The following is a 25,293-nucleotide window of genomic DNA, read 5'->3' as shown; positions in this document are numbered from 1 at the left end:
CCATGACCGGACCGGCACACGCGAAGGTGATGCTCGGCCGTCCCGCGGCCGTGCCAACACTTCACGAACCGTCATAACCAGCCAGCAGGCCCTTCCCTCCGAACGACCAGCCGTGGACATGGACAGGCGCAAGTTCCTCGGGGCGTCCTCGCTCGCCGCCGGTGTCGGCCTGGCGGGCTGTGGGTTCATCGGGAGCGCTCTCGGGAAGGTCCCCCCGCCGGAGGTCGACCAGACGAAACTGGAGGCCGGGGGCTGGCGCGAGGACGCGGAGGAGTCCGGCAAGGTGTTCACCCAGGAGTACGCCGCCGGAACGGTCACGGCCCGTGGGCACACCATCCGCTACCAGGACGAGGCGCTCCGACAGGAGATCGCCGAGAAGACGCTCGGCTCGGTCACCGGACAGCTGAGCGTCTTCTTCGCCACCCGCATCGAGTTCGACCCGGAACTCGACAGCCTCCCGCTCGGCATCGGGCGCGAGGAGGTGCTCCAGCGGACGAAGGAGTCCGCGAAGTCGGACTTCGAGAGGGAGATGGAGGCCGACGGCCTCACGGACATCGAGGTCCTGGGCGAGTCGACGCTGGCGGTCGACTCCGGGCAGACGGCCGACCTCGTCCGGTACAGCGCGACCTACCCGGTCGACGACTTCGGCTTCACCGTCACCGGCGGTGAGACCATCACGCTGGAGGGCCAGCCGGTCCCGGTCCGGGGCTGGCTCGCGGTCTGGTACAACGAGGACGTGGAATCGACGCTCGTCTCCGGCGCCGTCCACGCCGCCGAGAACTACACGGACACCATCGACAAGCAGCTGAGTTCGGCGCTGGACATGACGCTGGACATCGACCTCGGGCTCACGCCCGACGCCTACCGGGAGGAGGCGTTCGGGCTGATTCGGACCGTGACGTGAGGCGGATGGTGGGCCAGATTGGGGGCGTCGTCGATGCGACCACCTTCTGTCGATAAGTCATCTATCTGCGGCATTCCTGCCAGAGCTGAGCGATTGTTCGATAAAAACGTGGCCCTCGCCAGAAATACCTGGGCTCGACTGTCTCTCGGTCGCATCCGCCGACTCAGGCCCCACCGACACAACCTCGACCGACTGCGAGCCGCCGGGGTCGAAAACGGTTCGCCCGGGCGAGCGACCCGGGCCAGGGGCGCTACCGGCGCCGACCGTCCGCGGTCACTCCAGCGCGCTGCCCGCGCGGATGATGGTCTCCTCGCCGAACGCCGGCCCGACGAGCTGCAGGCCGACGGGGCCGCGGTCCGTCTCGCCGGCCGGGACGGAGATGGCCGGCAGGTTGGCGAGGTTGACCGGGACGGTGTTCGCGTCGGCGAGGTACATCTGGAGGGGGTCCGAGAGCGACTCCCCGAGTTCGAACGGCGGGACCGGCATCGTCGGCGAGGCGAGCACGTCCGCCGACTCGAACGCCTCGTCGAAGTCCTGCTTCACCCAGGCACGGGCGTCCTGGGCCTGCTTGTAGTACTTGTCGTGGTAGCCCGCCGAGAGGGCGTAGGTGCCGAGGAGGATGCGGCGCTTGACCTCCTCGCCGAAGCCCTCCTCGCGGGCCTTCGCGAACGTCTCGTTCCAGTCCCCGTCGTAGCCGCCCGAGTGGCCGTACCGGACGCCGTCGAACCGTGCGAGGTTCGAGGACGCCTCGCTCATCGCGATGACGTAGTAGGCCTGCACCGCAGTCTCGACCGAGGGCAGCGACACCTCGTGGACGGTCGCGCCCGCGCCGCGCAGGTCGTCCAGCGCCGCCTCGAAGGTCTCGACGACGGCCTCGTCGGCACCTTCGACGAGGTCCGTCACGACGCCGACAGAGAGGCCGTCGACCTCCCCGTCGGCGGCGTCGGCGTACGTCGTCGTGTCGGCGGGGTGCTGGCCGCCGAAGTCGTCGACGAGGTCCTCGCGGGTGTCGTGGCGCGTGGTCGCGTCCCGCTCGTCCGGGCCGGCGATGGCGTCGAGGACGGTCGCCGCCCCCTCCACGTCCCGGGCGATGGGCCCGATCTGCTCCAGGGAGTTCGCGTACGCGACGAGGCCGTAGCGCGAGATCAGGCCGTAGGTCGGCTTGATGCCGACCACGCCGCAGAACGCGGCCGGACAGCGGATGGAGCCGCCCGTGTCGCTCCCGAGCGCGAAGTCGGCCTGCCCGGCCGCGACGGCGGCCGCGGAGCCGCCGGAGGAGCCCCCCGGCACCCGGCCGGGTGCGGCCGGGTTGTCGGTCGGGCCGAACGCGCTCGTCTCGGTCGTGGTGCCCATCCCGAACTCGTCCATGTTCGTCTTGCCGACCACCGTCGCGCCGGCGTCCTTCAGGCGCTCGACCACGGTCGCGTCGTACGGCGGGACGTAGTCGGCCAGCATCGCCGAGCCGCAGGTCGTGCGGACGCCCTCGGTCGAGATGTTGTCCTTCACCGCGACCGTGGCGCCGGCCAGCGGGCCGTCGTCGGCGCCGGCGACCGTCTCGACGGTGAGGAAGGCACCGTGGTCGTCGTCGAAGTCGTCGGGAACGAGGCGCCCCTCGCCGGGTGCCTCCTCGGGGTCCTGCGCCGCCATCATCCCACCCGCGGCCCCTTGAAGCGGCCGTCCTCGGACTCGGGGGCGTTCTGCAGGGCCTCTGCCTGCGTGAGTCCCTCGCGTACCTCGTCGGCGCGGAAGACGTTCGCGAGGTCGGCCTCGCGGTCCGTCTCCGGCACGTCGTCCAGCGCGTCGAAGTACGCGAGGATGTCGCCGAACTGCTCGGCGAACCGCTCGACCTCGTCCTCGTCGAGGTCGACGCGGGCCAGGCCCGCAACGTGGCGGACCTCCTCGGGGTCGACCGCGTCCGTATCGCTCATGCCCGGCCCTGCGTCTGACCCGGCACTAAGGGTTTCGACTCCACGTCCCCGGCTGACCGCTCCTCCCGGCATGAAGAGGACCTCCGCTCCTCCGACCGCCGATCGATCGGCCGGTGTTCCAGGGCCCGACCTGTCTCTGGAACAACATCCGTTCGGAATCGTGATACTTCTTCGGGAGCGCGATTCGCGATGAATTTGGGCCTCCTCCGTGACCCTGCCGTCCATTTCAGCCCGAGAATTTAAGTCGGCTCGGACCCAACGTGATAACGAGTAGGGAACTTCTTACCTCCACTCCCTATCGCGGCCCAGTACACAATGACAGATACGAGTGTCAGACGCTTTCAGCGTGAGAACGAGGAAACGGCGGAGCACGAGTCCGACGAGAACGAGGAGCTCGTCTGTCCGGAGTGTGGTGGTGACGTGGCCACCGACACCGAACACGGTGAGGTGGTCTGCCAGGACTGTGGCCTCGTCGTCGACGAGGACAACATCGACCGCGGGCCCGAATGGCGCGCGTTCGACGCCAAGGAGAAGGACGAGAAGTCCCGCGTCGGCGCCCCGACCACGAACATGATGCACGACAAGGGGCTCTCGACCAACATCGGCTGGCAGGACAAGGACGCCTACGGCAACAGCCTGTCCTCGCGCCAGCGCCAGAAGATGCAGCGCCTGCGGACCTGGAACGAGCGGTTCCGCACCCGTGACTCGAAGGAGCGCAACCTCAAGCAGGCACTCGGCGAGATCGACCGGATGGCCAGCGCACTGGGCCTCCCCGACAACGTCCGCGAGACCGCGAGCGTCATCTACCGGCGCGCACTCGATGAGAACCTGCTTCCCGGGCGCTCCATCGAGGGTGTCTCGACGAGCGCGCTGTACGCGGCCGCCCGGCAGGCCGGTACCCCGCGGAGCCTCGACGAGATCTCCGGCGTCTCCCGCGTCGAGAAGGACGAGATCGCCCGGACCTACCGCTACGTGGTCCGCGAGCTGAAACTGGAGATCAAGCCGGCCGACCCCGAGAGCTACGTCCCCCGGTTCGCGTCCGACCTCGACCTGAGCGATGAGGCCGAGCGCCGCGCCCGTGAACTGCTCCAGTCGGCCAAGCAGGCCGGCATCCACTCGGGGAAGTCCCCCGTCGGACTGGCAGCGGCCGCCGTCTACGCCGCCTCGCTGCTCTGCAACGAGAAGGTGACACAGAGCGAGGTCAGCGAGGTGGCCAACATCTCGGAGGTCACCATCCGGAACCGCTACCACGAACTCCTCGAGGCCGAGGACGGCCTCGCGGCCTGACTCCTCCTCCCCGGCGATTCCTCGGGACGGCGCCGTCCGCGAACCCGAACGGATTAAACGGGGCCCCGTCAACCGACGGCCGATGTCGGTCCCGACGGTCGCGGCGTTCACCGACACGTACCTGCCGACCGTGAACGGCGTCACCTACACCGTGAGCACGTGGCGCGAGCGGTGGGGCCGCCGTGGCGGCCGGATGCACGTCGTCTACCCTGCTGCCACCGACTACGACCCGGCCTCGACCGAGCACCCCGTCAGGAGCATCGAGTTCCCCTACTACGAGGGGTTCCACCTCGGGCTCCCCGGTGTCCCGACCGCCGTGGAGCGCGACGACATCGACATCGTCCACGCGCACACGCCGTTCCTGCTCGGCCTCGGTGGCGCCCGCTTCGCGCGCCGGGAGGAGCTGCCACTGGTCGCCTCCTACCACACCCCGACCGCCGAGTACGCCGACTACATCGCGGAGGGACGGCTCGCGGATGCCGTCGAGGCGGTCGCGCGCCGCTACGAACGCTGGTACCTCGACCGCACGGACGCCGTGGTCGTCCCCTCGGAGCCGGCCCGCGAGCACCTGGAGGACATCGGCGTCTCCGCGGCCGTCGAGGTGGTCCCCAACGGCGTCGACACGGACCGGTTCCGGCCGGTCGAGACGGCGGCCTTCCGCGAGCGACACGACCTCGGCGACGGGCTCCTGCTAGGGTACACGGGGCGACACGGCTACGAGAAGGACCTCGGGGCGATCCTCGACGCCGTCGACGGGTTCCGCGTCGACGGGGAGCGCCCGACGGTCGTCTTCGGCGGTGATGGGCCCGCTCGCGCGAGTCTGATGGCCAGCGCCGAGGGGCTCGACGCCGACGTGCGGTTCCTGGGCTTCCTCGACCGCGAGGAGCTACCGGCCTTCTACAGCAGCCTCGACGCGTTCCTCTTCCCGAGCCCCGTCGAGACCCAGGGGCTGGTGGCCCTGGAGGCCAACGCCTGCGGAACCCCCGTCGTCGGCGTCGACAGCGGCGCGCTCGCCGAGACGGTCGACGAGGGCGAGACGGGGTTCCACTTCGAGCCGGGGGACACGGCCTCGTTCCGCGAGGCCATCCGCTGGACGCTGGTCGACCGCGAGGCGCTCTCGGAGACGTGTCTCGACCGTCGGGACGCCATCAGCGTCGAACACGCGGTCGACCGGCTGGCGGCGGTGTACCGCAGCGCGATGGACCAGTACTGAGGCCGGCACTGCCGGGGCTGGGGACGGTGCGGAAAGGGGCGAGGTGGAATGGGGCCGGTGGATATGCGCCGGGTGCCGGGCGTCCCGGCGCGATGTGGCGGGCGCGTTGTTGTTGTCGCCCTCACGACGAGAAAAGCGTCGTTTGGGCAATTACGGATTGCTCCCCGTTGCATATAAATTCTCGCTTCGACGACGGCGCTCCCGGGGGGCGATTCCGGCCCGAGTCAGCCCTCCGTCTGACACTTCCGTCGATGCACCCGGAGCGGGCGGCGCCGGTCGCGGTGGCCCGTCACAGCGGGTGGCGTCTGTCCCGGAGTGCGGGGAACTCCTCGCGGACGCGCCGAACGCGCCCCGGGTCGACCTCGGCCGTCACGAGCGCCGGGTCCTCGTCGGAGGACGCGAGCGCCGTTCCCCATGGGTCGTACACCGTCGAGCGCCCGACGAGCCGGTCGTCGCCGAAGTCGGCGCTGCCGTTCGCGGCGGCCACGTAGCAGAGGTTCTCGACCGCGCGGGCCCGGGGGAGCAGCTGCCAGTGCTCGACGCGCGGGTACGGCCACGCGCTCGGGACCGCCACGAGGTCGACGCCCCGGTCGACGAGGTCGCGGTACAGCTCCGGGAACCGGAGATCGTAGCAGGTCGTCGTCCCGACGGTCAGGCCGCCGAGGTCCGCGACACCCAGCGACTCGCCCGGCGTCAGCAGCTCCTGCTCGGCGGAGCCGTAGCCGAACAGGTGGTGCTTCCGGTAGACCGCCCGCCGCTCGCCCTCGCGGTCGAACAGGACGGCCGTGTTGGCGTACCCCTCCGTCGCGGGCACCTCGACGTCCGTCTCCGCGGCCGTGGCCGCGAGGTCCTCGACGAACGTTCCTGCGAGGACGGCACAGTCCCGGTCGGCGGCCACCGTCGCCAGACGACGCATCGTCTCACCGTCGATCGATTCGGCGGTCCGGGCGTACGAGTCGAACGCGAAGTAGCCCACCGTGAACATCTCCGGGAGGACGACGAGGTCGCTCCCGTTCTCGGCCGCGCGCTCGATGGCTGCGACGGCGCGCTCGACGTTCCCGTCGAGGTCGGCGGCCCGGACCTCGATCTGGGCGCAGGTGACCCGCCAGGTCTCGTCGTCCCTCGCCGCTCCGGCGGCGCGCGGTGCGTCGCTCATGGGCGGTTCTCGAGCCCGAGGTCCTCGCGGATGGCGCGTTCGAGGTTCTCCAGTTCCCCGTCCAGCTTCCCCTTGAAGTACCGCTCGACGCCCGGCACCTTCCCGTCGACCACGAACCGGTTGACGAGCCGTGTCCCACCGTCGTCGGTCGGCTCGAGCGTGTGTTCACCCTGCACGTTCATGGCCTTCGAGCGGCCGACGAACTCGACGTGGCGTGGCTCGTCGACCCGGGTGTCCTCGGTCTCGACCGCGATGGTCCGGTCCGTGTACGGGATGGGGAGCGCGACGTGCCAAACGGCGGTTCGGTCGCCGGTCACCTCGAACTCCTCGACCACGCTGATGGGCTCGGCCCGCTTGCGGGGGTCGGCGATGAACGCCCACACGTCGGCGGGCGGGGCCGCGAGTTCGAAGGTTCGCTCGACGCGGACGGTCATACACTCGTGTCGGGGCGTCGGTAGAAAAGCGGGGCGGTCCTGTCGGCAGCCGAGGCCCGGGTGGTCGCGGGCGGCGTCCGTCGGAGCGTCACTCCGGGGTGACGCGCCAGGTGGTGGAGCGTGCGCGACCCCACTTCTCGATGTCGACGTCCTCGGACTCCTCGGCGAGGCGGGGGAGTCGGGCACCGACCTGCTTGGCGGTAAGCCCGACCTTCGTGGCGATGTTCTTCGCCCGGAAGTAGCGCTCGCCCCCGGAGACGCTGTCGCGCAGGTAGGACAGGATACGTTCGTCCTCCTCGCTCATCTCGGTCATGGAAACCAGTAGGGGCGGGACGGACTTAACGGTTGTCGGTTCGTATCACACGTGCCGGATTTCCGGAGACTCGGGGGCGCAACCGACGATAGCCGGATCGTCGGTCAGCCGTAGATGTGGACGGCAGCGACCGACAGCGCGCCGCCGATCATCGCGACGGCGAAGGCGATGCCCGAGCCGAGCTGGTCGTGAGCGATGGCCGTGAGGAACATCCCGAGCGCCGCGACGACACCCAGCGCCCCGAAGAGGACGCTCAACCCCACGGACTTGTCCGACGTGGCCGTAGATTCCATACGCGAGCCTCCGGCGGCGACCACTTGAGACTGCCGTTTCGCGCGACGACCGGGCCGGGGGCGCGGCAGCTGCTCCGGACCGCCGACACCGTGGTCATGAACGACCGGTCAGGTCCGGCACTACCCTTTCGACCGTGACCGTGCCACGGCTCGACATGACGGGAACGACGGTCTCCGCGACGGGCACCGACGGCGACGGGACCGACTGGCTCGCCGACCGCCGCCTCGACTGGCTGGTGACCGCCTGCGTCTGCTGGGGGACGGCGGGGCTGGTGCTGGACGTCCGGTCCCACGTCGAGGGGTTCTCCTTCGCCGAGGAGGGGTTCCTCACGCCGGAGCACACCGTCATCTACTCCGGGTTCCTCGCTGTCGCCGGGCTGCTGGCGGTCGTCATCCAGCGGGAGCGCTGGCGCGGGGCGGACTGGCTGGATGCGGTCCCGACGGGCTACGGCCTCGGCCTCGTCGGCCTCGTCCTCTTCGCGCTGGCGGGCCCGGGCGACGCGCTCTGGCACGCGACCTTCGGCGCGGAGGCGGATGTCGAGGCGCTCGCCAGCCCGACACACCTCGCGCTGGCGACGGGCGGCGTGTTGTTCTGCACCTCGCCCCTGCGCGCGACGCTCGCCAGGGCCCGTTCGGGCGAGCCCACCGAGGGCTGGGTCGCGCAGGGGCCGCTCGTCGTCACCGCCACGCTCGCCGCCGTCGTCGCGACCGTCTTCACCGTCTACGCCCACCCGGCCTTCCTGCTCGCCGGCAGCGGCGGTGTGGGGGCGGCCCACGGGCTGTCCGGGCTCCTCTTCCACGCGGGCCTGGTCGCGGCGGTGGTCCTCTTCCTGTCGACCCGCGTGCGACTCGCCCCGGGGGTGGTCGCGCTGCTCGTCGTCGTCCCGGCGGCCGCCGGCGCCTGGCTCGGGGCCCACCCGTGGCTGGTCCCCTGGTACGTCGGTGCCGGCCTGCTGGCCGAGAGCGGCGTGTGGCTGGCACGGTGGACACTCGACGCGGGGCGGTGGCCGCCGGTCGTCGGGGCCGTCCCGCCGGCGGCGCTCGTCGCGGGTCACTTCGCCTCCCTCGCCGCCCGAGGCGGGCTGTCGTGGACGGTCCACCTCTGGGTCGGCGCGGTCTTCATGGCGGCCGTGGTCGGTGGGTTCCTGGGCCTGCTGAGCGCGCCCCGGCCGATGCTTCGTGGCGGGGAGACACGGCAGGCCGCTGACTGAACGAACCGTCGACGACGAAGGGACAGAAGGTTGATACGCCGGCCACGATTCCGACCGGGTATGATGGACGACCGTGCGATCGCCCGGGTGAAGGCCGTCGTCGCCGCGCTCGGGGTGTTGATCGCCAGCCTCGGCGGCGCCTTCGCCCTCGGCGTGATCGGCGCTCCGTCGGTCGTCGACGTGGAGAACCGATTCGGCGAGGTCGATCAGGACCGGACCATCATCCTGACCGACCTGGTCGTCAACAACCCCAACCCCATCGGGGTCCGCCTCGGCGGCTCGACGGTCAACTACACCGTCTCCATGAACGACGTGGAGATGGCCCACGGGTCGAAGGCGGGGCTGGACGTGGAGTCGGGCAACACCACGCTCCCGTTCGAGACGCGGATGCTCAACGACCGCATCCCGCCGTGGTGGGTCTCGCACATCCGCAACGACGAGGTGACCAACGTCACCATCGACGCGACGGTCAAGACCTCGCTGCTGGGCAACCGCTCGTTCGACCTCGACCAGCGCAAGCGGGTCGAGACCGACATCATCAGCGCGTTCGCCTCCAACGAGACGCGGCCGGTGAACGGCCCGGAGAGCCCCGTCTACGACAACCCCGTCCTCTACATCAACCGGACCAGCGGGGAGTGGGGAGAGGTCGACAGCCAGGAGACGCCCATCCCGATGGAGTTCGTCGTCTACAACCCCCAGCTCGAGCCCTACACCATCACGGAGGTCGGGTACGAGATCTCCATGAACAACATCTCGATGGGTGAGGGCGCGACGGAACGGACCTACGTCATCCCCGGTGAGACCACGGAGACCATCACCACGACCCCGACCATCGACAACCGGAACCTCGACGACTGGTGGGTCTCGCACCTCCAGAACGACCAGCGGACCACGCTCCGCATCGACTTCTACGCGAAGGTCGAACTCCCCGGTACCGGCCAGCAGGTCCGCGTCCCGCTGGATCGGATGACCTACGTCCAGGAGTTCGAGACGGACATCTTCGGGACGAAGAACGAGAGCGGGAACAGCAGCGCGGGCGGGGACAGTAGCGTGGACGCGACGCCGACGGCCAGCCCGACGCCGACGGCGACCGAGGACGGCGTGCTGGGTGACGACGGCGGTGACACGCCCACGAGCGGTGCGACGCCGGTATCGACCCCGACGACCGCTGCTCCGGACCCGACTGATGCCACTCCGACCCCGACGGACTCCCCGACCGACTCCGGCGGTCTCATCGGCTCGCTCCCTCGGTTGTAGCCCCCTCCCGACCTCACCCGGTCGCGAACGAGAACCCGTACTTGCTGCTGAGGTGGACGCCGGGCACACCACTCAACCCGGGGCCGCAGATGATGGCACTGTTCCCCATGTGATGGAACACCAGGTGCTCCCCCCGGATGCCGTACACCGGCCCGCCGGAGTCACCGTAGTCGGAGACGGCGTCCACGCTGGCCACGGGCGTACTGCGGCCGCACTCGCTCAGGTGTGTCCCGATCCAGTCCGCCGGGCCGGCCGTCTCGCAGGTCGTCGTCCCGAGCGCGTAGAGTGTCTCGCGTCTGGCGATGACATCCAGCAGCCCACGGATGCTGAAGTGGCCGCCGAACCGCTCCTCCCGCTGTGGCACCCCGGGGTGGAACCCGCTCACGTCCGCATCGCGTCCCAGCCCCACGAGCGCCCAGTCCTCGACGTCGTCGCCTGCGAGGACCGGACCGACCCGCTGGCGGTACTGGTAGAGGATGGAGGTCTCCACGTCGCCACAGCCCGGGTCGCCCGACTGGAGGGTGTGGTTCGCGGTCAGCAGGTAGTCGGTGTCGAGCAGCCGGACGACCCAGGTCGTCGTCCCTCCCTCGGCGAACACGCCGCCCGGGACGGGGTCGAAGTTCCGAAGGTTGCAGGGGTCGGCACAGGTCCCGGTCGCCCGCGACCGCTCCCCGCCGCCCGTGCCGCGTTCCCGCCGGGCCACGTCGGCCACCTCGACCGGGAGGTCGGCGAACTCCCGGGGGACGGGCGGGTGGTCCGCCCCGGTGACCCGGACCTGCAGTCGTGGGAGTCGGCGCTCCCCGCACCACCGGTCCGCGTCGGACGTGACGGCGACCGTCAGATCGGTTCCGCTTCCGGCATCGGCCAGTCGGTCGGCGAGCGTTCGAGTCGCCCGATACGCCCGCTCGTAGGCCTCCTGGCACCGGCGAGGTATCGACACGGGGACGCCCGGTCCATCGGGGCCGATGACCGTGGGGACACGTGGCTCCGCTGCGGTGGCCCGGCCGAGGCCGGGAAGGGGGGAGACGGCTGCGCCAGCAGCGACCGACCGGAGCAACGCGCGCCGCGTCGAGGGCATGAAGACCCGCTACCCCAGTCGGTGCCAAACCGTTTGCTGCGGACTCCCATCCTGCTGGTGGTGGACCGGGTACCGTGTAGTGACCCGATACGTCCGAGGGTACTCGGCTCGGGTGGTGGTGAGTGGGGGTTTTGGTCCGTGGGCGCGTAGTCGGCGTATGGTCGAGATGGACCTCCACCTGCTGGACCGCGGGACGATCATGTCCGACCGGAACTTCGCCGTCGACGGGACGACGGCCGCGACCTACTCCAACCGGAACCCCGACGCCGACTACGGGGAGTTCGCGGTCTGGAACCTGCTGGTCGACCACCCCGAGGCGACCGTGCTCTGGGACACCGGCTCGCACCCGGAGGCCGCCGACGGCTACTGGCCAGAGCCGCTGTTCGAGGCGTTCGCACACCCCGACGCCGCCGAGCGGGACCTCGAGACGGCTCTGGGAGACGTCGGCTACGCGCTGGACGACATCGACGTGGTGGTCCAGAGCCACCTCCACCTCGACCACGCCGGCGGCCTCTACGAGTTCGCCGGGACGGACGTTCCGGTGTACGTCCACCAGCGGGAGGTCGAGTTCGCGTACCTGTCCGCGAAGACGCCGGCGGGAGCGAACGCCTACCTCGCCAGCGACTTCGACCACGACCTGAACTGGCAGGTGGTGGCGGACGAGCGGCAACTGCTGGCGGGCTTCGACCTGCTCCACCTGCCGGGGCACACGCCCGGGCTGCTGGGCGCACGGCTCGAGACGGACGCCCACGGGACGGTCCTCGTCGCGGGGGACGAGGCGTTCCTCCGACCGAACTACGAGGACGAGGCGCCGATGGGGCAGTCGCTCACGACCAGCAACCAGGCGTGGCGGGAGTCGCTCCGCCGGCTGAAGGACATCGAGCGTCGGACCGATGCCACCGTCCTGCTCGGGCACGACCCGGAGCAGGCGACCGCGCTGCGCGAGCGCTGGCACTGACCGAGCGGTCGGCGCCGCCGGCCTCGACCGGGCGTCTCAGCGACGGGCGGGGATCCACTCCGCCGGCAGTGCGTCCACGCCCTTCCCCCGGGCCTCGGGCCCACCCAGCCCGTCCCGGAGTCGGACCTGTCCGTCGAACAGCTGCGCGAACGTCCGGGAGGTCCGCTCGTCGTGGGCGCCCTCGTCGACGAGGTAGAGTCCGAGCCCACCGGCTCGGGCGACCTGTGTGGAGAGCACCGAGAGGAAGCGGAAGACCGACCGGGTCTCCGAGTAGAGCAGCAGCGAGGTCAGTGAATCCACCGTGACCACCGGTCGGTCGGCGTCGTTCAGGAAGCGGGACACGGGCATCCCGATGCCGGTCAGGTCGCCCGGCGAGTTCACCGAGACCGCGTCGTCGGATGGCGGGCCGGGCGTGCAGTCCACGACGGTCACGCCCTCGGGGAGGGGGAGTCGGCCCGGGCCGCGGGCTGCCGAGATCAGGAGAGCCTCGCGACCGTCATCGACGGCCGCCCGGAGGGTATCGAGGGCAGCGCCGCTCTTGCCGACCATCGGCTCCCCCACCACGGCGACGTTGCTCCCGGAGACCCTCGCCAGTCGCTCCGGCGCGGGGCGCGGGACGGTCTCGCTGGATGTCGATGGGTGGGACATGGGACGGGTTCGCGTACCCGGATGGTACACATCCGTCCCTTAAGCGATTCTGACAACAACATCAAAACGTCTGTTCCGGGGTTGCTACCGCCGGTTTCGGCCCGCTGGCGCTAGCCCGCCTCGCCCGCGGACACGTCGCCCCCCGTGGCCGACACGTCCTCCGGCGTGGGTCCGGTCGACGGCTCGTCGCTCGCGAGGCCGCCGCCGCCGCCGAAGAGGCGGGCCCAGACGACCAGCGCGGAGGGGAGGACCAGCAGCGAGGAGACGAAGGCGTAGATGACGCTCAGGCCGGTGAGGATGCCGAACTGGCCGATGGCGGGGAAGACGGACAGGACGAGCACGCCGATGCCGAACACCGTCGTCAGCATCGAGCCCGCGAGCGCGCCGCCGGTCCCCCGGACGGTCCGGTCCAGGGCCTCGTACAGCTCGCGTTCCCGGTACTCGTCGGCGAACCGGTGGGTGACGTGGACGGAGTAGTCGATGCCCAGGCCGATGGTGATGGCCAGTATCGTGGCGGTGAAGGCGTTGAACGAGATACCGAACACGCGCATCGACCCCGCGACGAACGAGACCGTCACCACGATGGGGATGAGATTGGCGACCCCCATCGAGGGTTTGCCTTCCAGTACCCAGTAGACGAACAGGAGGAAGACGGCCGTCCCTGTCAGCGCGATGATCAGCGACGTGACCGCGGAGTCGAGGATCAGCCCCGAGATGGCCTCGAAGACGACGGTCGACCCGGTCGCGATGGCGACGAGCGACGTCCGTGGCCGCTCCATGTCGGCCGCGACGCTCCGTGCGTCCTCGGTGATCTCGCCCTGCGTGGCGTCGGCCTTCACGCTGTAGACGAGCCGGGTCGAGCGCCGGTCCTCGGTGATGTAGCGCAGCGCCTGTCCACGGACGGGCGAGTCCTCGGCCAGGAGCGCGTCGTACACGGCCGGCAGGTCGTCGTCGGGGACGCCGTTGCCGTTGCGGTCGTTGCGGGCGACCAGCTCGCGGAACTCCTCGTCCCGGGCGGCGTAATCGTCGATGACGCTGACGACGGAGGTGGCGTCCGCTCGCCCGTTCTGCTGGACGAGCGCGTCCGGCGGGTCGTCACCCGCCCGATACAGCACCTCCAGCGCCTGGTCCTGTTGCAACGGCCCCTCCACGTACACCGTGACCGTATCCGACTGGCTGGACTCGAACTTCTCGGAGAGGAAGTTGGTCAGCGCCGTCACGCTGTACTCCGATGGCTTGAACGGCTCCGGGAGCGCCATCAGGTAGTCCGGGTTCTCCTCCGGCGGCAGGAAGTCCTCGTTCGAGAACGTCGTGTCCACGCCTGTCGCGTGGTAGGCCATCCCGCCCGACGCGACCAGCGCGACGACGAGGAAGACGGCCGGCGTCCGCTTCGCGATGAAGACCCCGCCCGAGAGCGCCCGGCCGAGCCGCGAGCCCTCCGCGCCGAGCGGCGTCGTCGAGAAGGTGGGGATGGGGTACTTCTGCCGGGAGCGGTCGAGCAGCACCTTCGCCGCCGGCAGGAACACCCCGAAGATGAGGAAGGTGAACACGATGCCGACGGCGGCGACGATGCCGAAGTCCCGGATGGGTGGCAGCGCGGAGGTGAGGTTCGCGGAGAACCCGATGACCGTCGTGCCCGTGACGATGAAGAACGCCACGAGCAGCTGGTCGGTCGTCACGCGCATCGCCGGGCCGATATCCAGTCCCGTGACCCGCTCCTCCCGATAGCGGTTCACCGCGTGTATCCCGAAGTCGATGCCCACCGCCAGCAACAGCGGCGGGATGGTGATGAGGATCTGGTTGAACGGGATACCCGCGAGCCCCATGAACCCGAACGTCCAGATCAGTGCCATCGCCAGCGCCACCATCCCCAGCATGAGGTCTGCGAGGTCCCGGTAGGAGATGATGAGGAACAGGAGGATGAACAGGACCGCCGCCGGGACGACGATGATCAGCGAGTCGAAGATGACGTTGCTGAACTCCGCGGAGATGATCCCCGAGCCGAAGACGATGATGTCGCCGCCGACGCTGTCGACGACGTAATCCGTCCGGAGCTGGAGCGGCGTCAGCGGGCTGGTTCCGCCCTGCCCCGCCGATGCCGAGAGTCCGGCGGGTACCTCGTGGGTGACGACGCCGATGGTCGCGCCGGCCGCCGCCGAGCCACGGTTGAAGTCGTTCGAGAGGAGCCCCACGAACCGTGGGTTCCGGTCGGCCGCCGTCTGGACCGCGCGGTCGATCTCGCGGGGCGTGGCCCGCTCGACCGCGCGGATCTGCTGTTCGGTCGTCCGGGCCTCCGGGTCCAGCGTGGTCGCGACGATGGTCGCGGCCGACGCCGTCGACGTGACCCGCAGTTCGTCGTGGTCCTCGACCCGGTTCTGCACCTCCAGCATCCGCACCAGTCCCTTCTTCGAGAGCACGTTCTCGCCGCGCTGGATGAGCTGGGTGCTCCCGGTATCGGTCGCGAACGCGCTCGTTTCGAACTCGTTCTGTACCTCCTCGAACGCCACCTGCGCGGGCACGTCCTGCGTGAACCCCGCGGTCCCGGCGTCCGTGGAGACGGCGCCGAGGCCGGCGCCGAACACGAGCGTCAGCACGAGGAACGCGCCGACGACGCGCCGGGGATGGTTGACGATCTGGTCGTCCGCCGCGTCGACGAACCGCTGGTAGTCGACAGGACCGCTCATTCCCGTCGCCCGACCAGGCCCAGGCCGACCGCGGCCAGCCCACCCAGCGAGAGCACGACGCCGAGTCCCAGGCCCGCGCCGCCGAGCCCGCCGGGGACCACGAACGTCGACAGCAGGCCGCCGCCCTGGCGCTCGGTCACGTCGATAGCGACCTGGTAACTGTCGGAGATCTTCGTGTCACCGTCGGGCTCGTCGTACTGGAAGTCCAGCGAGACGGGATACGGCTTCGGGATGGCGCTGCCGGCCGCGCTGATGCGGAAGGTCAGGGTCTCGGTGGCGCCCGGTCCCAGCTCCTCGACGAACGCCTCGTCGTTGCTCGCGCCGATGGGTGCGTCGGCGAACAGCTTCGCGCTGACGGCGGTCAGGGGTTCGTCACCCTCGTTGGTGACCTGGACCTCGATGGTCTCGCTGGAGCCGGCGGCCAGCGAGGCGTTCGTGTCCACGGAGAACGTATCGCGCTGCTGGGCCACGCTCCCACGCGCGTACAGCGGGTCGGAGGTGACCGTGTCACCGCCGTCGTCCTCGTAGCGCAGCCGGTAGGTGAACTGGCGGGGCCCCTCGCGGGCCTCCGAGGAGACCTCCACGTCGTACCGGAACTCGGCGCTACTGCGTGGGCCGAGGTCACCGATGGCGTACTCGCGCTCGGCGGTCACGACGTTCGCGGGCGGCTCCAGCACCAGGACCGCGTTCTCCACCTCACCCGGCCCCTCGTTGACGATGCGTCCGGTCAGCTCCCCCTCCTCGCCGACCCGGAGTGCGGTCTCGTGCCCGCCGAGGTCGAACGACTGCTCGGGGGCCGGCCTGACGCCGACGGTCACCGGGTCGGTTCGCTCCGTGCGACCCGAGGGGTTGGTGTACGAGACCGTCGCGTCGAGGGCGTAGCTACGCTCCTCGGCGGAGGGGGCGAAGCCGGCCTCCACCTGGAACTCGCGGGTCTCGTTGGGTGCCCACTCGCCGACGAACGTCCGCGCCGTCGGCGACCCGCCGAAGGTGAGCGCGGCGTTGCTGGACTCGAGTCGGACCGTCGCGTCGTCGAGCGTCCGGTCGCCGGTGTTCGTGAGCGCGACGGTCAGGCGCCCCTGGTCGCCGATGGCGGCGCTCGTCTCGGCACTCGCGAGGGTGAACCGCTGTTCCGACCGTGGCACCACGCCGGTCGAGAGCGACGCCTGCTGGGCGTCACCGTCGACGTCCTCGTAGCTGACGGTCGTCGCGATGGCTAGCGAGCGGGTCGTCGCAGTGGAGGCCACGTCGGCGCCGACGGTGACGCTCCGGCGCTCGCCGGGAGCCCACTCGCCGACGTAGGACTCGGCGGTCGGCGTGCCGCCGAAGGTCAGGGCCGCGTTCGTCGACTGCAACGACAGCGACGCGTCGGACGCCGCCTCGTTGCCGACGTTCGCGACGGTGACGTTCACCGCGCCGCTCCCGCCGACCGGGACGTTCGTGGTCGTGTCGACGACCTCGAACCGGGCGGTCTCCTCGACCGTCACCTCGACGGTGAACTCCTTCGTCCGCTGCTCCTCACCGTACTTGTTGACGTTCCCGCCCGGGATGAAGTCGTAGTGCTCGTACTCGACCTCGACATCCAGTTCGTAGGTGCCGGGCTCGGCGTTCTCGGGGACCGAGACCTGGATCGGGACCGGACGGGCGCCCTCGGGGACGGAGCCGACGGCCACCTCCCCGGTCTTGACCTCGATGGGGTTCCTGTTGCGGGCCGGCTCGACACGGACCACCGTCCCGCGAGCGGTGGTGACGACCTGCTCCTTGCCGGCGAGCGCCTGGCCGCTTGCGCCCACCTCCACCTTCCCGCTGTTGACGAGCGTCAGTTCCAGCGTGGATTCGGCGCCGGGCTGGACGGTGCCGTCGGAGAGCGTGACGGAGATATCGGGTTTCCCCTCGACGTAGGCCGCCGCCGGAACGGCGGCCGCGGCGACTGTCGAGGAGACGAGAGCGAGGACGAGTAGGACACGGGATGCGCGCGCGAAGCGGGAGGAATCGGGACCGGAACTCATTGGATGCCAGGACACACGGCGGGTATATAACGTCCAGTAAACTACTGAATGGTTGATAAGTATTCAAAATCCCGCTGGCCGGCCGGAACCTCGGGGGGAGGATGCGGAATCGTGACAACTCGAATCGGATTTGAGACCGGGTGCTCGCCGCCGGTCACTGCTCGATGAGCCCGTAGGCTCCCTCGAGGTACTCGACGATCCAGTCGACCGTGTCGGGGTCGTAGGTCCAGAAGCCGTAGAACGCCCGGTCCTCGCGCTCCTCGGCGAGCAGGGCACACTTGTTGACGTCGGCGCCGTTGCCGTCGTAGACGACGAACCAGGAGTCGGCGATCTCCTCGGAGCGCTCGACGTGGATGGTCAGGTCCGTATCGTGGGTGGGCACCTCGGCGTCAGGGCAGGCGTAGGCGTGGACGTCGAGCCCCTCGCGGGAGGCCAGCCGGGTGTAGACGTCCATCTGGTCCGCGAGGATGGAGAGCTGCTGGAAGCCCGCGTGGAGCGACCCTTCGCCGAGCCGCCAGGCGCGGTCCTCGATCTCCCGGGAGGCAGCGACCATCTGCCGGGTGTCGTACGAGGTGAACATCGTCTCATCGAGGTGGTCCAGGATGGGGTGGTGGACGTCGCCCTCGACGTCCGACGCCTCGCGCCGCGGTGCCGTGAGCACCTCGTCGACGCTGGTAGCGGTCACGAACTCGTCCACCCCGTCCCGCATGCTCGAGAGCACGACGAACGACCCCGGCCGGCCGCTCTCGGAGCGATCCCCGACGACCGAGAGGTTCCGGTCGCGGAACTGCTCCCGGACGGCCTCGACGGTCTCGTCGTCGGTGTTGAAGACCGTGAGGCGCTTCTCGTGGTCCTCCACACCGGATATCAGTTCGGTGAGGGACATTACTCTCAATCGGGGGGACGACAGTTTCGGTTTTAAAACTTCTCCCAAATCACCTAGAGTGGACCGTCGGCACGCCGGCCGCAGTGGCGCCACATTGTGACCGCATCTCACAGCGGTGCGTCCCCAGTGCCGAACGATGTTCACGGACTCTCACGCTCTCTCATGAACGTTTATCGACTCTCACGAACTTTCGTGTGCTACCACGGCACAAACGCTTTTGCCACCGCCCCGTAAATATCGCCACAAGGCGCCCCAGGGCGCATGGTACTATGACAGGAGAAATCGTCTGGCGCATCGCGGGTGGTTCCGGTGACGGAATCGACTCGACCAGCCAGAACTTCGCGAAAGCACTGATGCGGTCCGGCCTTCACGTGTTCACGCACCGTCACTATCCCTCGCGGATCCGCGGTGGCCACACGTACGTCGAGGTCCGGGCCGACGACCAGCCGGTACGGGCCCGTGGTGATGGCTTCAACTTCCTCCTCGCGCTGGGCGACTCGTTCGCCCGCAACACGAAGGAGCACGCCTACTACGGCAACGAGCAGGCAAAGCCCCTCGCCGAGAACCTCGACGACCTCCGGGACGGTGGGGTGGTCGTCTACGACGAGGGCCTGCTGGACGCGAGCGAGATCGAGGACTTCGAGGCCCGGGCCGAGGAGCACAACTGGCACGTCTACCCGATGGATCTCCGGGGCATGGCTCGCGACCAGGGACGCGAGGTGATGCGCAACACCGCCGGCGTCGGCGTCACGTGTGCGCTGCTGGACTACCCGCTCGAACCCATCGAGAAACTGATGGAGGACCGGATGAGCGGCGACGTGCTGGAGGCGAACCTGGAGATCCTCGAGTACGCCGCCGAGCAGGCCAACCAGCTGGACCACACGCACGACCTGCGGATGCCCCAGGGCGAGCACGACAGCGAGCAGGCGCTCGTCTCCGGCTCCAACGGCATCGCCTACGGCGCCATCGACGAGGGCTGCCGGTTCGTCGCCGGCTACCCGATGACGCCGTGGACGGAGGTGTTCACGCTGCTCAGCCAGCACCTCCCCGACATGGGCGGCATCGCCGAGCAGGTCGAGGACGAGATCGCGGCGGCTGCCCTCGCGCTCGGCGCGAGCCACGCCGGCGTCAAGGCACTCTCGGGCTCCTCGGGCGGCGGGTTCGCCCTCATGTCCGAGCCGCTCGGCCTCGCGGAGATGACGGAGACACCGCTGGTCCTCGTGGAGGCCACACGGGCGGGCCCCTCGACGGGGATGCCGACGAAGACCGAGCAGGGCGACCTCGAACACGTCCTCTACACGAGCCAGGGCGACTCCTGCCGGGTGGTCTTCGCGCCGGGGAACCAGCGCGAGGCCTACGAGCAGACCCGGCAGGCGTTCGAACTGGCCTACGACTTCCACCTGCCCGCCGTCGTCGTCTACGACCAGAAGCTCTCGGGCGAGCTGCGGAACGTCGACGCCGACTTCTTCGACCGGGAGCCGAACCCGGACCTGGGCGCGACGCTCACCGAAGAGGAACTCGCCGAGGCGGCCCACTACGCCACCGGGACGTTCGAGCGGTTCCAGCACGACCCGCAGGGCGCCCCCGAGGGCGTCTCGCCCCGCTCCATCCCGGGGCAGGCCGACGGCCGCTACCTCGCGTCGGGGAACGAACACCACCCGACGGGCCACATCTCGGAGGACCCCGACAACCGGGTCGCACAGATGGACCGCCGGATGCGGAAGCTGGCGGCCATCCGCGAGCGCCTCGACGAGCGCGAGAGCAACCAGGTCCGCCACGGCGCGGCCGACGCGACCGTCGGCGTGATGACCTACGGCTCCAACCAGGGGACCGTCCACGAGGCCGTCGACCGGCTCGTCGAGGACGGGCACAGTGTGGCCTCACTGTCGGTCTCGGACCTGATGCCGTTCCCCGAGGCCGACGTCGGGGAGTTCCTCGACAGCGTGGAGACCTGCCTGGTCGTCGAGATGAACGCCTCTGGGCAGTTCCGCGGCCTCGTCCAGCGCGAGCTCGGCACACACGGCGACATCCTGCACAGCCTGCTCAAGTACAACGGCGAGCCCTTCGAGCCCCACGAGATCGTGGAGGCCGTCGAGGGCCTGGGCAGCGGTGACCCCGCGACCGCCGCCACGCGCTACGTCCCCGCGGGGAGCGACTGAGATGAGCTTCACACCACTCCACCAGCACGACGACGACGCGGAACGGGAACCGACCGACCGGGAGGCGTTCACTCCCGGTATCGAACCGCAGGCCACCTGGTGCCCCGGCTGTGGCGACTTCGGCGTCCTGAAGGCACTGAAGGGTGCCATGGGTGACCTCGGCTACACCCCCGAGGAGGTGCTGCTCGTCACGGGCATCGGCTGCTCCGGGAAGCTCTCCTCGTACTTCGAGAGCTACGGCTTCCACTCCATCCACGGCCGGTCGCTGCCGGTCGCGCGGGCCGCGAAACTCGCGAATCCCGGACTGGAGGTCGTCGCCGCGGGTGGCGACGGCGACGGCTACGGCATCGGCGGGAACCACTTCGTCCACACCGCCCGCGAGAACCACGACATGACCTACATCGTGTTCAACAACGAGATCTTCGGGCTGACGAAGGGGCAGACCTCGCCCACCTCGCCGATGGGGCACAAGTCGAAGACCCAGCCCCACGGCTCGGCGAAGGCGCCCATCCGCCCGCTCTCGCTCTCGCTCGTCGGTGGGGCCTCCTACGTCGCTCGGACCGCGGCCGTGAACCCGAACCAGGCCCAGGAGATCATCAAGGAGGCAATCCAGCACGACGGATTCGCGCACGTCGACTTCCTCACCCAGTGCCCGACCTGGAACAAGGACGCCAAGCAGTACGTCCCGTACATCGACGTCCAGCAGTCCGACGACTACGAGTTCGATTACCACGACCGCCGCGAGGCCAGCGAGATGATGCACGACGTCGAGGACGCCCTCCACGAGGGCGAGGTGCTCACCGGCCGGTTCTACCACGACCCCGACCGGCCCTCCTACCAGGAGGAGAAGCGCGCCCACGGCGACGTGCCCGAGGACTCCCTGGCGGAGCGCTACCACGACGACGACTACGAGTGGGAGCGCAGCTACGACCTCATGGACGCGCACAAGTGAACGCGGGATAATCCGCGAACCTCGACAGTTCACTCCTGCGGAGCGAGATATTCCGGAAATTTCCGGATTTTCTCCATGATTCGGCCGTAATCTGCACCCATCGTGGGCGTTATATCGGATGGTGTGCTAGTTCTGTGCGTGTTACTCATCGAGGGGAGCGCCGGGGGGACCACCCTGACCGGCACCCTGTACGAACCGGGTGAGGAAGCGCCCTCGTTCAGGGGCGCGCCGGACGACGGCTCGCCGTACGTCTGGGTGTGCGACGAGTTCTACACGGTCGAGAGCGGCGGCCAGGTCCAGCGGGTCGGCGACCGCGAACTCCGTGTCGCCTTCGAGTCACCGATGCCGCGCGGGTTCGAGGACCGAGAGGCCGCCATCGAGGCGGCGGCGGAGCACGTGCGGACCCAGTTCGCTCGGCTCGGGGTTGTCGGTGACAGCGTCGAGGTCGAGGTCATCCAGAGCGCCGACCCGCCGGAGAACTGACCGGGTCGCCGGTGTGGGACCGGTCGCCCGGCCGCCGCCCGGCCAGCTACCCCTCCAGTCCCCACTTCGCCGCCCGCTCGTCGCCGTAGTTCGTGTCCAGTTCCGAGTCGAAGGCCCGCTCCAGCGCCTCGCGCAGCGCGACCGTCTCGCGCCGGGAGATGCGGGCGAGCTGGTCGGCCTTCCGCACCGCGAGCGGTGGCCCGCGCTCGGTCGCGACCGACGTGAGGACGTGCCGGGTCAGGCGCTCGCGTAGCTCCTCGTCCCGGGTGAACACGGCGGGCGACTCCACGCGGTAGACGGTGTCCGTGCGCGGGTCGTACAGCATGCAGAACGTCACCTCGTAGTCCGCGGGGTCGCGCTCGCGCTCGATGTCGTACGGGACCGATGGCCGCGAGAGGGCTCCGTCGGTGCCGCCCCGGGAGACGAACCAGTTGGTGAACGTCAGCGACGAGGTGTCGCGGTCGTTCGCCCCGGTACCGTAGGGGTCGGGGGAGAGGACCTGCGAGAAGAACGCCGCGTCGTTGACCCACGGCGCCGACCCCTCCTTCTCCCGGATGGTCCGGGTGACCTGCCGGGAGACGGGCGTCTTCACGAAGCCGATGATGGGGACCCCGCGGTCGGCGAAGTGCTCGACCATCTTCACGTACCGGCCGATGATCTCCTGGGGCTGCTCCTCGGCGGCGAGCAGTTCCTGCAGTTCGGGGTCGCGGTCGGCCCACGTCAGGAGCCCCTTCGGGTAGACCGGCCCGTCGAGGACGAGCAGGTCGTCGACGATCTCGCGGTTGCTGTTCGCGTGGGTGATCTCAGCGAGGTAGAGCGCGAGCTCGTGGACCACGGGCGTCACCGTCCGGTCGACGCGGGGGACGTGCAGCACCCGGCCGCGGACGTACCCCTCGTCGTCCATCCGCCAGTCCTCCTCGAAGGTCGTGGTCGCGTCGTTGGTGTGGACCGCCGTCACCATCGTCCGGCCGCGGTGGAGGTCCACGTCCGAGGGGACCGCGCTCATCGCCGCCTGCGCGACGTCGACGACGAGGCCGTTCTTGAACGTGGTCGGGTTGATGGTGCCCGAGTCGAGGCCGTGCCGGGTCGGGAACGGGTCGTCGGCGAGCGCGATGTCCTCGGCGTGGACGCGCCGGCGCCGGTGCTCGCCCACCGGTTCGAGGACGACCTCGCCGTCGTCGTACAGCGGGTCGAGGTACTGCTGCCAGACGGTCTCGGCGAAGTCCCGATGGTCGCGCTCGGCGTCCTCGCGGGACACCCGGCCCGCCAGTCGGGTGATCGCTTTGAAGTGGACCGGGTCCAGGGTCATGGCCGCGCCTGCGCGGGCGAGCCACAAGAAGCCCCCGAGAGCCCGGCGGAAGTGGAGGCCACCACTTCCCGGCGGTGTGGGCCCCGGCGGCCCGCTTCCGGGAGGTGTCGCCCCCGGTGTCCGGCTTCAGGCGGTTTCGCCCTCGGTATCCCGCTACAGTGTGTGCCGGCCCCGGTGTCGGGGAGACGCGCGCGGACCGTGGCGGCTTTGGACCACGACCCCCCAGCGACGGTCATGCAACTGCTCGTCGCCGGTAGCGACCGCGTGGACGCCGGCAAGACGACCTTCTCGGTGGGGTTGCTCGCCGAGACCGGCGCGACCGGCTACAAGCCCCGCGCCGGCAACGACTACTGGTTCGACCACGACGACTACCGGCGCGCCGTCGAGGACGGCCGCCTCTACGGCAAGGACGCGAAGCGCCTCGCATCGGCCGCGCCGGGCGACCACCGGCCCGAGGCCATCAACCCGGTCCACCGGCTCTGGACGCCCGCGCCCGGCGCGGGGAAGGGCCTGCTCGGACAGGACGACCGCGAGTTCCTCGTGGACCGCGTCGGCGGGACCGGGCCCGACGAGGACCCGGCGTTCGTCGTCAACGCGACCGCCGATCTGCCGTCGGGGCTCGCGGAGCGACTCCCGCTCTCGGACGCGCGCCGGGTGGCGGACCTCGACGAGGCGAACGCGGCGATGGCCGACTGCCACCGGCCCGCGATGGAGGCCATCGGGGAGGCCGTCGCGGCAGCCGACCGTGCGGTTGTGGAATCGTACGCCGACATCGCACGCCCGCTGGACGGGTTCGAGCCCGACGCCGTGGCGGTCGTGGAACCACGCCGTGTCCGGATCTACGACGGCGAGCGGTACGCGAACGCCTGTGACGTGGCATCGGGGAGCGCCCACGAGGGTCGGCTGGAGGAGCGGGTCGGCAACGTCGTCGACCTGCTGGAGCCACGCGCACGGGTGGAGCTCCCGGCGCTCACGAGCGACGAGCGCGACGCCCCCGAAACCGTCGCGGACGCCTACGCACCGGCCTACCAGGCGCTGCTCGCGACGGCCGTGGACTGAGCGCACCCGAGACGCCCCCACCGACCACGGCGAACAGTTCGGGGGACGATTTATGCTCGCGCTCCGTGAGCCACGGGACATGGCGACCTACCTCATCGGCACGGATGCGGAGTCTGCCAGCAACGCCATCTGCGACGAGATCGACGACGAGATCGGCCCTGACGACCGCCTCGTCGTGGTCAACGTCCAGATGACCGACGACGTGGACCGACTCCATCGGGGTGAGGCCGCGCTCGCCGTGTTCGAGGAGCGATTCGGCGACCGCGCGACGGTCGAGGTCCACCAGCTGAACCGTGGCACGCCACCGTCGCAGGAGATCTCCGACTACGCCGAGAAGGTCGACGCCGACCGCGTCGTCATCGCGCTCCGGCGCCACTCGCGGACCGAACGGGTCATCTTCGGGAGCGTCGCCCACTCGCTCCTCCAGCGGGTGACCCGTCCGATCACACTCATCCCGCTCGACGAGGGCGGCGGGTCCGAGAACTGAACGGCCGGACCCCGGGCGTAGCCGGGGGCCCACTCCCTCGGCCCGCTCGGCCGGGAAAGAGCTACCATCGCAGCGCCCCTACCACGCCCGATGAGCTACACGGATGTCGAGCGGCCGGGTCGGGAGGCAGTGGTGGCCCTCGCGCTGGTGCTGGCCGTGAACGCGCTCGGCGCGTCACCGTCGCTGCTGTTCGGTGCCGACACCACCTGGTTCGAGCGGCCCTGGTTCTTCCCGCCGACCGTCGCGTTCCCGGTGGTGTGGACGCTGCTGTTCACGCTGCTGGGTGTCGCGCTCTACCTCGTCTGGCGCGCCGACGCCGACGCCCGGGCCACCCGTCTCGCCCTGGGGGCGTTCGCCGTCCAGTTCGTGCTCAACCTGGCGTGGACGCCGGCGTTCTTCGGCCTCCAGCGCCCGGGGCTCGGCCTCGCGATCATCGCGCTCCTCTGGGTCGCCATCGTCGGGACCATCGCCGCCTTCGACCGTGTGGACCGCCGTGCCGCCCTGTTGCTGATCCCCTACCTCGCGTGGGTGACGTTCGCTGCGGTGCTGAACTACGCCATCTGGGTCGGCTGAGGGGGCGGCCGG

Annotated in this window: 24 protein-coding genes; 12 read left to right on the top strand and 12 right to left on the bottom strand. The window is 70.0% G+C overall.

The features are described from left to right. The first annotated feature begins 118 nt into the window (after positions 1–118). Positions 119–904 carry a DUF6517 family protein gene (locus P2T62_RS11900; protein WP_276257298.1) on the top strand — a complete coding sequence of 262 codons (786 nt, stop codon included), beginning with the start codon at positions 119–121 and terminating at the stop codon, positions 902–904. Positions 905–1,177: 273 nt separating this feature from the next. Here the strand turns inward: P2T62_RS11900 and gatA are convergent, their stop codons facing one another. Next, on the bottom strand, positions 1,178–2,551 hold the full coding sequence (gene gatA / locus P2T62_RS11895) for an Asp-tRNA(Asn)/Glu-tRNA(Gln) amidotransferase subunit GatA (protein ID WP_276257297.1): 1,374 nt from the start codon (positions 2,549–2,551) through the stop codon (positions 1,178–1,180). Further along, complete coding sequence (gatC, locus tag P2T62_RS11890; protein ID WP_276257296.1) at positions 2,551–2,832, bottom strand: Asp-tRNA(Asn)/Glu-tRNA(Gln) amidotransferase subunit GatC; 282 nt, start codon at positions 2,830–2,832, stop codon at positions 2,551–2,553. Before gatC ends, gatA begins: the two co-directional genes overlap by 1 nt. 315 nt (positions 2,833–3,147) lie before the next feature. Between gatC and P2T62_RS11885 the strand changes: the two genes are divergently transcribed. Both P2T62_RS11885 and P2T62_RS11880 read left to right on the top strand, forming a co-directional pair. Further along, positions 3,148–4,119, top strand: coding sequence for a transcription initiation factor IIB (locus P2T62_RS11885; RefSeq protein ID WP_276257295.1), 972 nt, complete (start codon positions 3,148–3,150; stop codon positions 4,117–4,119). An 82-nt stretch (positions 4,120–4,201) separates the two neighbouring features. Beyond that, positions 4,202–5,332 carry a glycosyltransferase gene (locus tag P2T62_RS11880; RefSeq protein ID WP_276257294.1) on the top strand — a complete coding sequence of 377 codons (1,131 nt, stop codon included), beginning with the start codon at positions 4,202–4,204 and terminating at the stop codon, positions 5,330–5,332. A gap of 289 nt (positions 5,333–5,621) precedes the next feature. Here P2T62_RS11880 and P2T62_RS11875 read toward each other — a convergent pair whose 3' ends face one another. The 4 genes from P2T62_RS11875 to P2T62_RS11860 form a co-directional block, all read right to left on the bottom strand. Next, positions 5,622–6,488 carry a carbon-nitrogen family hydrolase gene (locus P2T62_RS11875; RefSeq protein WP_276257293.1) on the bottom strand — a complete coding sequence of 289 codons (867 nt, stop codon included), beginning with the start codon at positions 6,486–6,488 and terminating at the stop codon, positions 5,622–5,624. Continuing rightward, positions 6,485–6,922, bottom strand: coding sequence for an SRPBCC family protein (locus P2T62_RS11870; protein ID WP_276257292.1), 438 nt, complete (start codon positions 6,920–6,922; stop codon positions 6,485–6,487). The genes P2T62_RS11875 and P2T62_RS11870 overlap by 4 nt, the downstream gene beginning before the upstream one ends. A gap of 88 nt (positions 6,923–7,010) precedes the next feature. Next, positions 7,011–7,235: a DUF7123 family protein gene (locus P2T62_RS11865; RefSeq protein WP_276257291.1), complete on the bottom strand. Its 225-nt coding sequence runs from the start codon at positions 7,233–7,235 to the stop codon at positions 7,011–7,013. A 104-nt stretch (positions 7,236–7,339) separates the two neighbouring features. Then, positions 7,340–7,528: a DUF7525 family protein gene (locus P2T62_RS11860; RefSeq protein ID WP_276257290.1), complete on the bottom strand. Its 189-nt coding sequence runs from the start codon at positions 7,526–7,528 to the stop codon at positions 7,340–7,342. Between the two features lie 155 nt (positions 7,529–7,683). On the opposite strand from P2T62_RS11860, the gene P2T62_RS11855 reads away from it, so the two are divergent. Together P2T62_RS11855 and P2T62_RS11850 are read left to right on the top strand one after the other, a co-directional pair. After that, entirely contained in the window at positions 7,684–8,739 is a 1,056-nt protein-coding gene (locus P2T62_RS11855) for a hypothetical protein (RefSeq protein ID WP_276257289.1), read from the top strand. 60 nt (positions 8,740–8,799) lie between these two features. Next, positions 8,800–9,996 (top strand): LEA/WHy family protein, encoded by a 1,197-nt coding sequence (locus P2T62_RS11850; protein WP_276257288.1) that lies wholly within the window; start codon positions 8,800–8,802, stop codon positions 9,994–9,996. A 13-nt stretch (positions 9,997–10,009) separates the two neighbouring features. Here P2T62_RS11850 and P2T62_RS11845 read toward each other — a convergent pair whose 3' ends face one another. Next, complete coding sequence (locus tag P2T62_RS11845) at positions 10,010–11,074, bottom strand: hypothetical protein (RefSeq protein ID WP_276257287.1); 1,065 nt, start codon at positions 11,072–11,074, stop codon at positions 10,010–10,012. Between the two features lie 157 nt (positions 11,075–11,231). Between P2T62_RS11845 and P2T62_RS11840 the strand changes: the two genes are divergently transcribed. Further along, entirely contained in the window at positions 11,232–12,032 is an 801-nt protein-coding gene (locus tag P2T62_RS11840; RefSeq protein ID WP_276257286.1) for an N-acyl homoserine lactonase family protein, read from the top strand. A 36-nt stretch (positions 12,033–12,068) separates the two neighbouring features. On the opposite strand, the gene P2T62_RS11835 is transcribed toward P2T62_RS11840, so the two are convergent. The 4 genes from P2T62_RS11835 to P2T62_RS11820 form a co-directional block, all read right to left on the bottom strand. Beyond that, positions 12,069–12,680, bottom strand: coding sequence for a DUF7504 family protein (locus P2T62_RS11835; protein WP_276257285.1), 612 nt, complete (start codon positions 12,678–12,680; stop codon positions 12,069–12,071). Between the two features lie 110 nt (positions 12,681–12,790). Further along, positions 12,791–15,364 carry an efflux RND transporter permease subunit gene (locus P2T62_RS11830; RefSeq protein ID WP_276257284.1) on the bottom strand — a complete coding sequence of 858 codons (2,574 nt, stop codon included), beginning with the start codon at positions 15,362–15,364 and terminating at the stop codon, positions 12,791–12,793. Then, positions 15,361–17,373: a COG1361 S-layer family protein gene (locus tag P2T62_RS11825; protein ID WP_276257283.1), complete on the bottom strand. Its 2,013-nt coding sequence runs from the start codon at positions 17,371–17,373 to the stop codon at positions 15,361–15,363. Before P2T62_RS11825 ends, P2T62_RS11830 begins: the two co-directional genes overlap by 4 nt. 154 nt (positions 17,374–17,527) lie before the next feature. Next, positions 17,528–18,259 (bottom strand): DICT sensory domain-containing protein, encoded by a 732-nt coding sequence (locus tag P2T62_RS11820; RefSeq protein ID WP_276257282.1) that lies wholly within the window; start codon positions 18,257–18,259, stop codon positions 17,528–17,530. Between the two features lie 269 nt (positions 18,260–18,528). Here P2T62_RS11820 and P2T62_RS11815 point away from each other — a divergent pair, with 269 nt between their 5' ends. The 3 genes from P2T62_RS11815 (at position 18,529) to P2T62_RS11805 (ending at position 21,853) form a co-directional block, all read left to right on the top strand. After that, on the top strand, positions 18,529–20,418 hold the full coding sequence (locus P2T62_RS11815; RefSeq protein WP_276257281.1) for a 2-oxoacid:acceptor oxidoreductase subunit alpha: 1,890 nt from the start codon (positions 18,529–18,531) through the stop codon (positions 20,416–20,418). Position 20,419: 1 nt separating this feature from the next. After that, entirely contained in the window at positions 20,420–21,370 is a 951-nt protein-coding gene (locus tag P2T62_RS11810) for a thiamine pyrophosphate-dependent enzyme (protein WP_276257280.1), read from the top strand. Positions 21,371–21,508: 138 nt separating this feature from the next. Continuing rightward, entirely contained in the window at positions 21,509–21,853 is a 345-nt protein-coding gene (locus P2T62_RS11805; RefSeq protein ID WP_276257279.1) for a DUF7113 family protein, read from the top strand. A 46-nt stretch (positions 21,854–21,899) separates the two neighbouring features. On the opposite strand, the gene P2T62_RS11800 is transcribed toward P2T62_RS11805, so the two are convergent. Then, complete coding sequence (locus P2T62_RS11800; protein ID WP_276257278.1) at positions 21,900–23,162, bottom strand: DNA double-strand break repair nuclease NurA; 1,263 nt, start codon at positions 23,160–23,162, stop codon at positions 21,900–21,902. A gap of 234 nt (positions 23,163–23,396) precedes the next feature. On the opposite strand from P2T62_RS11800, the gene P2T62_RS11795 reads away from it, so the two are divergent. The 3 genes from P2T62_RS11795 (at position 23,397) to P2T62_RS11785 (ending at position 25,281) form a co-directional block, all read left to right on the top strand. Further along, the gene (locus P2T62_RS11795) at positions 23,397–24,221 is read left to right on the top strand and encodes an ATPase (protein ID WP_276257277.1); all 825 of its coding nucleotides are present in this window, start codon (positions 23,397–23,399) and stop codon (positions 24,219–24,221) included. Positions 24,222–24,300: 79 nt separating this feature from the next. Continuing rightward, positions 24,301–24,708 carry a universal stress protein gene (locus P2T62_RS11790; RefSeq protein ID WP_276257276.1) on the top strand — a complete coding sequence of 136 codons (408 nt, stop codon included), beginning with the start codon at positions 24,301–24,303 and terminating at the stop codon, positions 24,706–24,708. A gap of 90 nt (positions 24,709–24,798) precedes the next feature. After that, entirely contained in the window at positions 24,799–25,281 is a 483-nt protein-coding gene (locus tag P2T62_RS11785; protein WP_276257275.1) for a TspO/MBR family protein, read from the top strand. The last annotated feature ends 12 nt before the right edge of the window (positions 25,282–25,293 follow it).

This window comes from Haloglomus litoreum (assembly GCF_029338515.1).
In the GTDB taxonomy this organism is placed as follows: domain Archaea; phylum Halobacteriota; class Halobacteria; order Halobacteriales; family Haloarculaceae; genus Haloglomus; species Haloglomus litoreum.
This window is presented reverse-complemented; position numbering and strand designations above follow the sequence as displayed.

What these genes read in the sequence shown, in the direction of transcription:
- P2T62_RS11795 (WP_276257277.1), top strand. Translation starts at nt 23,397, where the DNA reads ATGCAACTGCTCGTCGCCGGTAGCGACCGCGTGGACGCCGGCAAGACG.
- gatC (WP_276257296.1), bottom strand. Translation starts at nt 2,832, where the DNA reads ATGAGCGATACGGACGCGGTCGACCCCGAGGAGGTCCGCCACGTTGCG.
- gatA (WP_276257297.1), bottom strand. Translation starts at nt 2,551, where the DNA reads ATGGCGGCGCAGGACCCCGAGGAGGCACCCGGCGAGGGGCGCCTCGTT.
- P2T62_RS11880 (WP_276257294.1), top strand. Translation starts at nt 4,202, where the DNA reads ATGTCGGTCCCGACGGTCGCGGCGTTCACCGACACGTACCTGCCGACC.
- P2T62_RS11900 (WP_276257298.1), top strand. Translation starts at nt 119, where the DNA reads ATGGACAGGCGCAAGTTCCTCGGGGCGTCCTCGCTCGCCGCCGGTGTC.
- P2T62_RS11815 (WP_276257281.1), top strand. Translation starts at nt 18,529, where the DNA reads ATGACAGGAGAAATCGTCTGGCGCATCGCGGGTGGTTCCGGTGACGGA.
- P2T62_RS11865 (WP_276257291.1), bottom strand. Translation starts at nt 7,235, where the DNA reads ATGACCGAGATGAGCGAGGAGGACGAACGTATCCTGTCCTACCTGCGC.
- P2T62_RS11845 (WP_276257287.1), bottom strand. Translation starts at nt 11,074, where the DNA reads ATGCCCTCGACGCGGCGCGCGTTGCTCCGGTCGGTCGCTGCTGGCGCA.
- P2T62_RS11860 (WP_276257290.1), bottom strand. Translation starts at nt 7,528, where the DNA reads ATGGAATCTACGGCCACGTCGGACAAGTCCGTGGGGTTGAGCGTCCTC.
- P2T62_RS11830 (WP_276257284.1), bottom strand. Translation starts at nt 15,364, where the DNA reads ATGAGCGGTCCTGTCGACTACCAGCGGTTCGTCGACGCGGCGGACGAC.
- P2T62_RS11820 (WP_276257282.1), bottom strand. Translation starts at nt 18,259, where the DNA reads ATGTCCCTCACCGAACTGATATCCGGTGTGGAGGACCACGAGAAGCGC.
- P2T62_RS11790 (WP_276257276.1), top strand. Translation starts at nt 24,301, where the DNA reads ATGGCGACCTACCTCATCGGCACGGATGCGGAGTCTGCCAGCAACGCC.
- P2T62_RS11870 (WP_276257292.1), bottom strand. Translation starts at nt 6,922, where the DNA reads ATGACCGTCCGCGTCGAGCGAACCTTCGAACTCGCGGCCCCGCCCGCC.
- P2T62_RS11885 (WP_276257295.1), top strand. Translation starts at nt 3,148, where the DNA reads ATGACAGATACGAGTGTCAGACGCTTTCAGCGTGAGAACGAGGAAACG.
- P2T62_RS11875 (WP_276257293.1), bottom strand. Translation starts at nt 6,488, where the DNA reads ATGAGCGACGCACCGCGCGCCGCCGGAGCGGCGAGGGACGACGAGACC.
- P2T62_RS11855 (WP_276257289.1), top strand. Translation starts at nt 7,684, where the DNA reads ATGACGGGAACGACGGTCTCCGCGACGGGCACCGACGGCGACGGGACC.
- P2T62_RS11825 (WP_276257283.1), bottom strand. Translation starts at nt 17,373, where the DNA reads ATGAGTTCCGGTCCCGATTCCTCCCGCTTCGCGCGCGCATCCCGTGTC.
- P2T62_RS11840 (WP_276257286.1), top strand. Translation starts at nt 11,232, where the DNA reads ATGGTCGAGATGGACCTCCACCTGCTGGACCGCGGGACGATCATGTCC.
- P2T62_RS11800 (WP_276257278.1), bottom strand. Translation starts at nt 23,162, where the DNA reads ATGACCCTGGACCCGGTCCACTTCAAAGCGATCACCCGACTGGCGGGC.
- P2T62_RS11810 (WP_276257280.1), top strand. Translation starts at nt 20,420, where the DNA reads ATGAGCTTCACACCACTCCACCAGCACGACGACGACGCGGAACGGGAA.
- P2T62_RS11835 (WP_276257285.1), bottom strand. Translation starts at nt 12,680, where the DNA reads ATGTCCCACCCATCGACATCCAGCGAGACCGTCCCGCGCCCCGCGCCG.
- P2T62_RS11785 (WP_276257275.1), top strand. Translation starts at nt 24,799, where the DNA reads ATGAGCTACACGGATGTCGAGCGGCCGGGTCGGGAGGCAGTGGTGGCC.
- P2T62_RS11850 (WP_276257288.1), top strand. Translation starts at nt 8,800, where the DNA reads ATGATGGACGACCGTGCGATCGCCCGGGTGAAGGCCGTCGTCGCCGCG.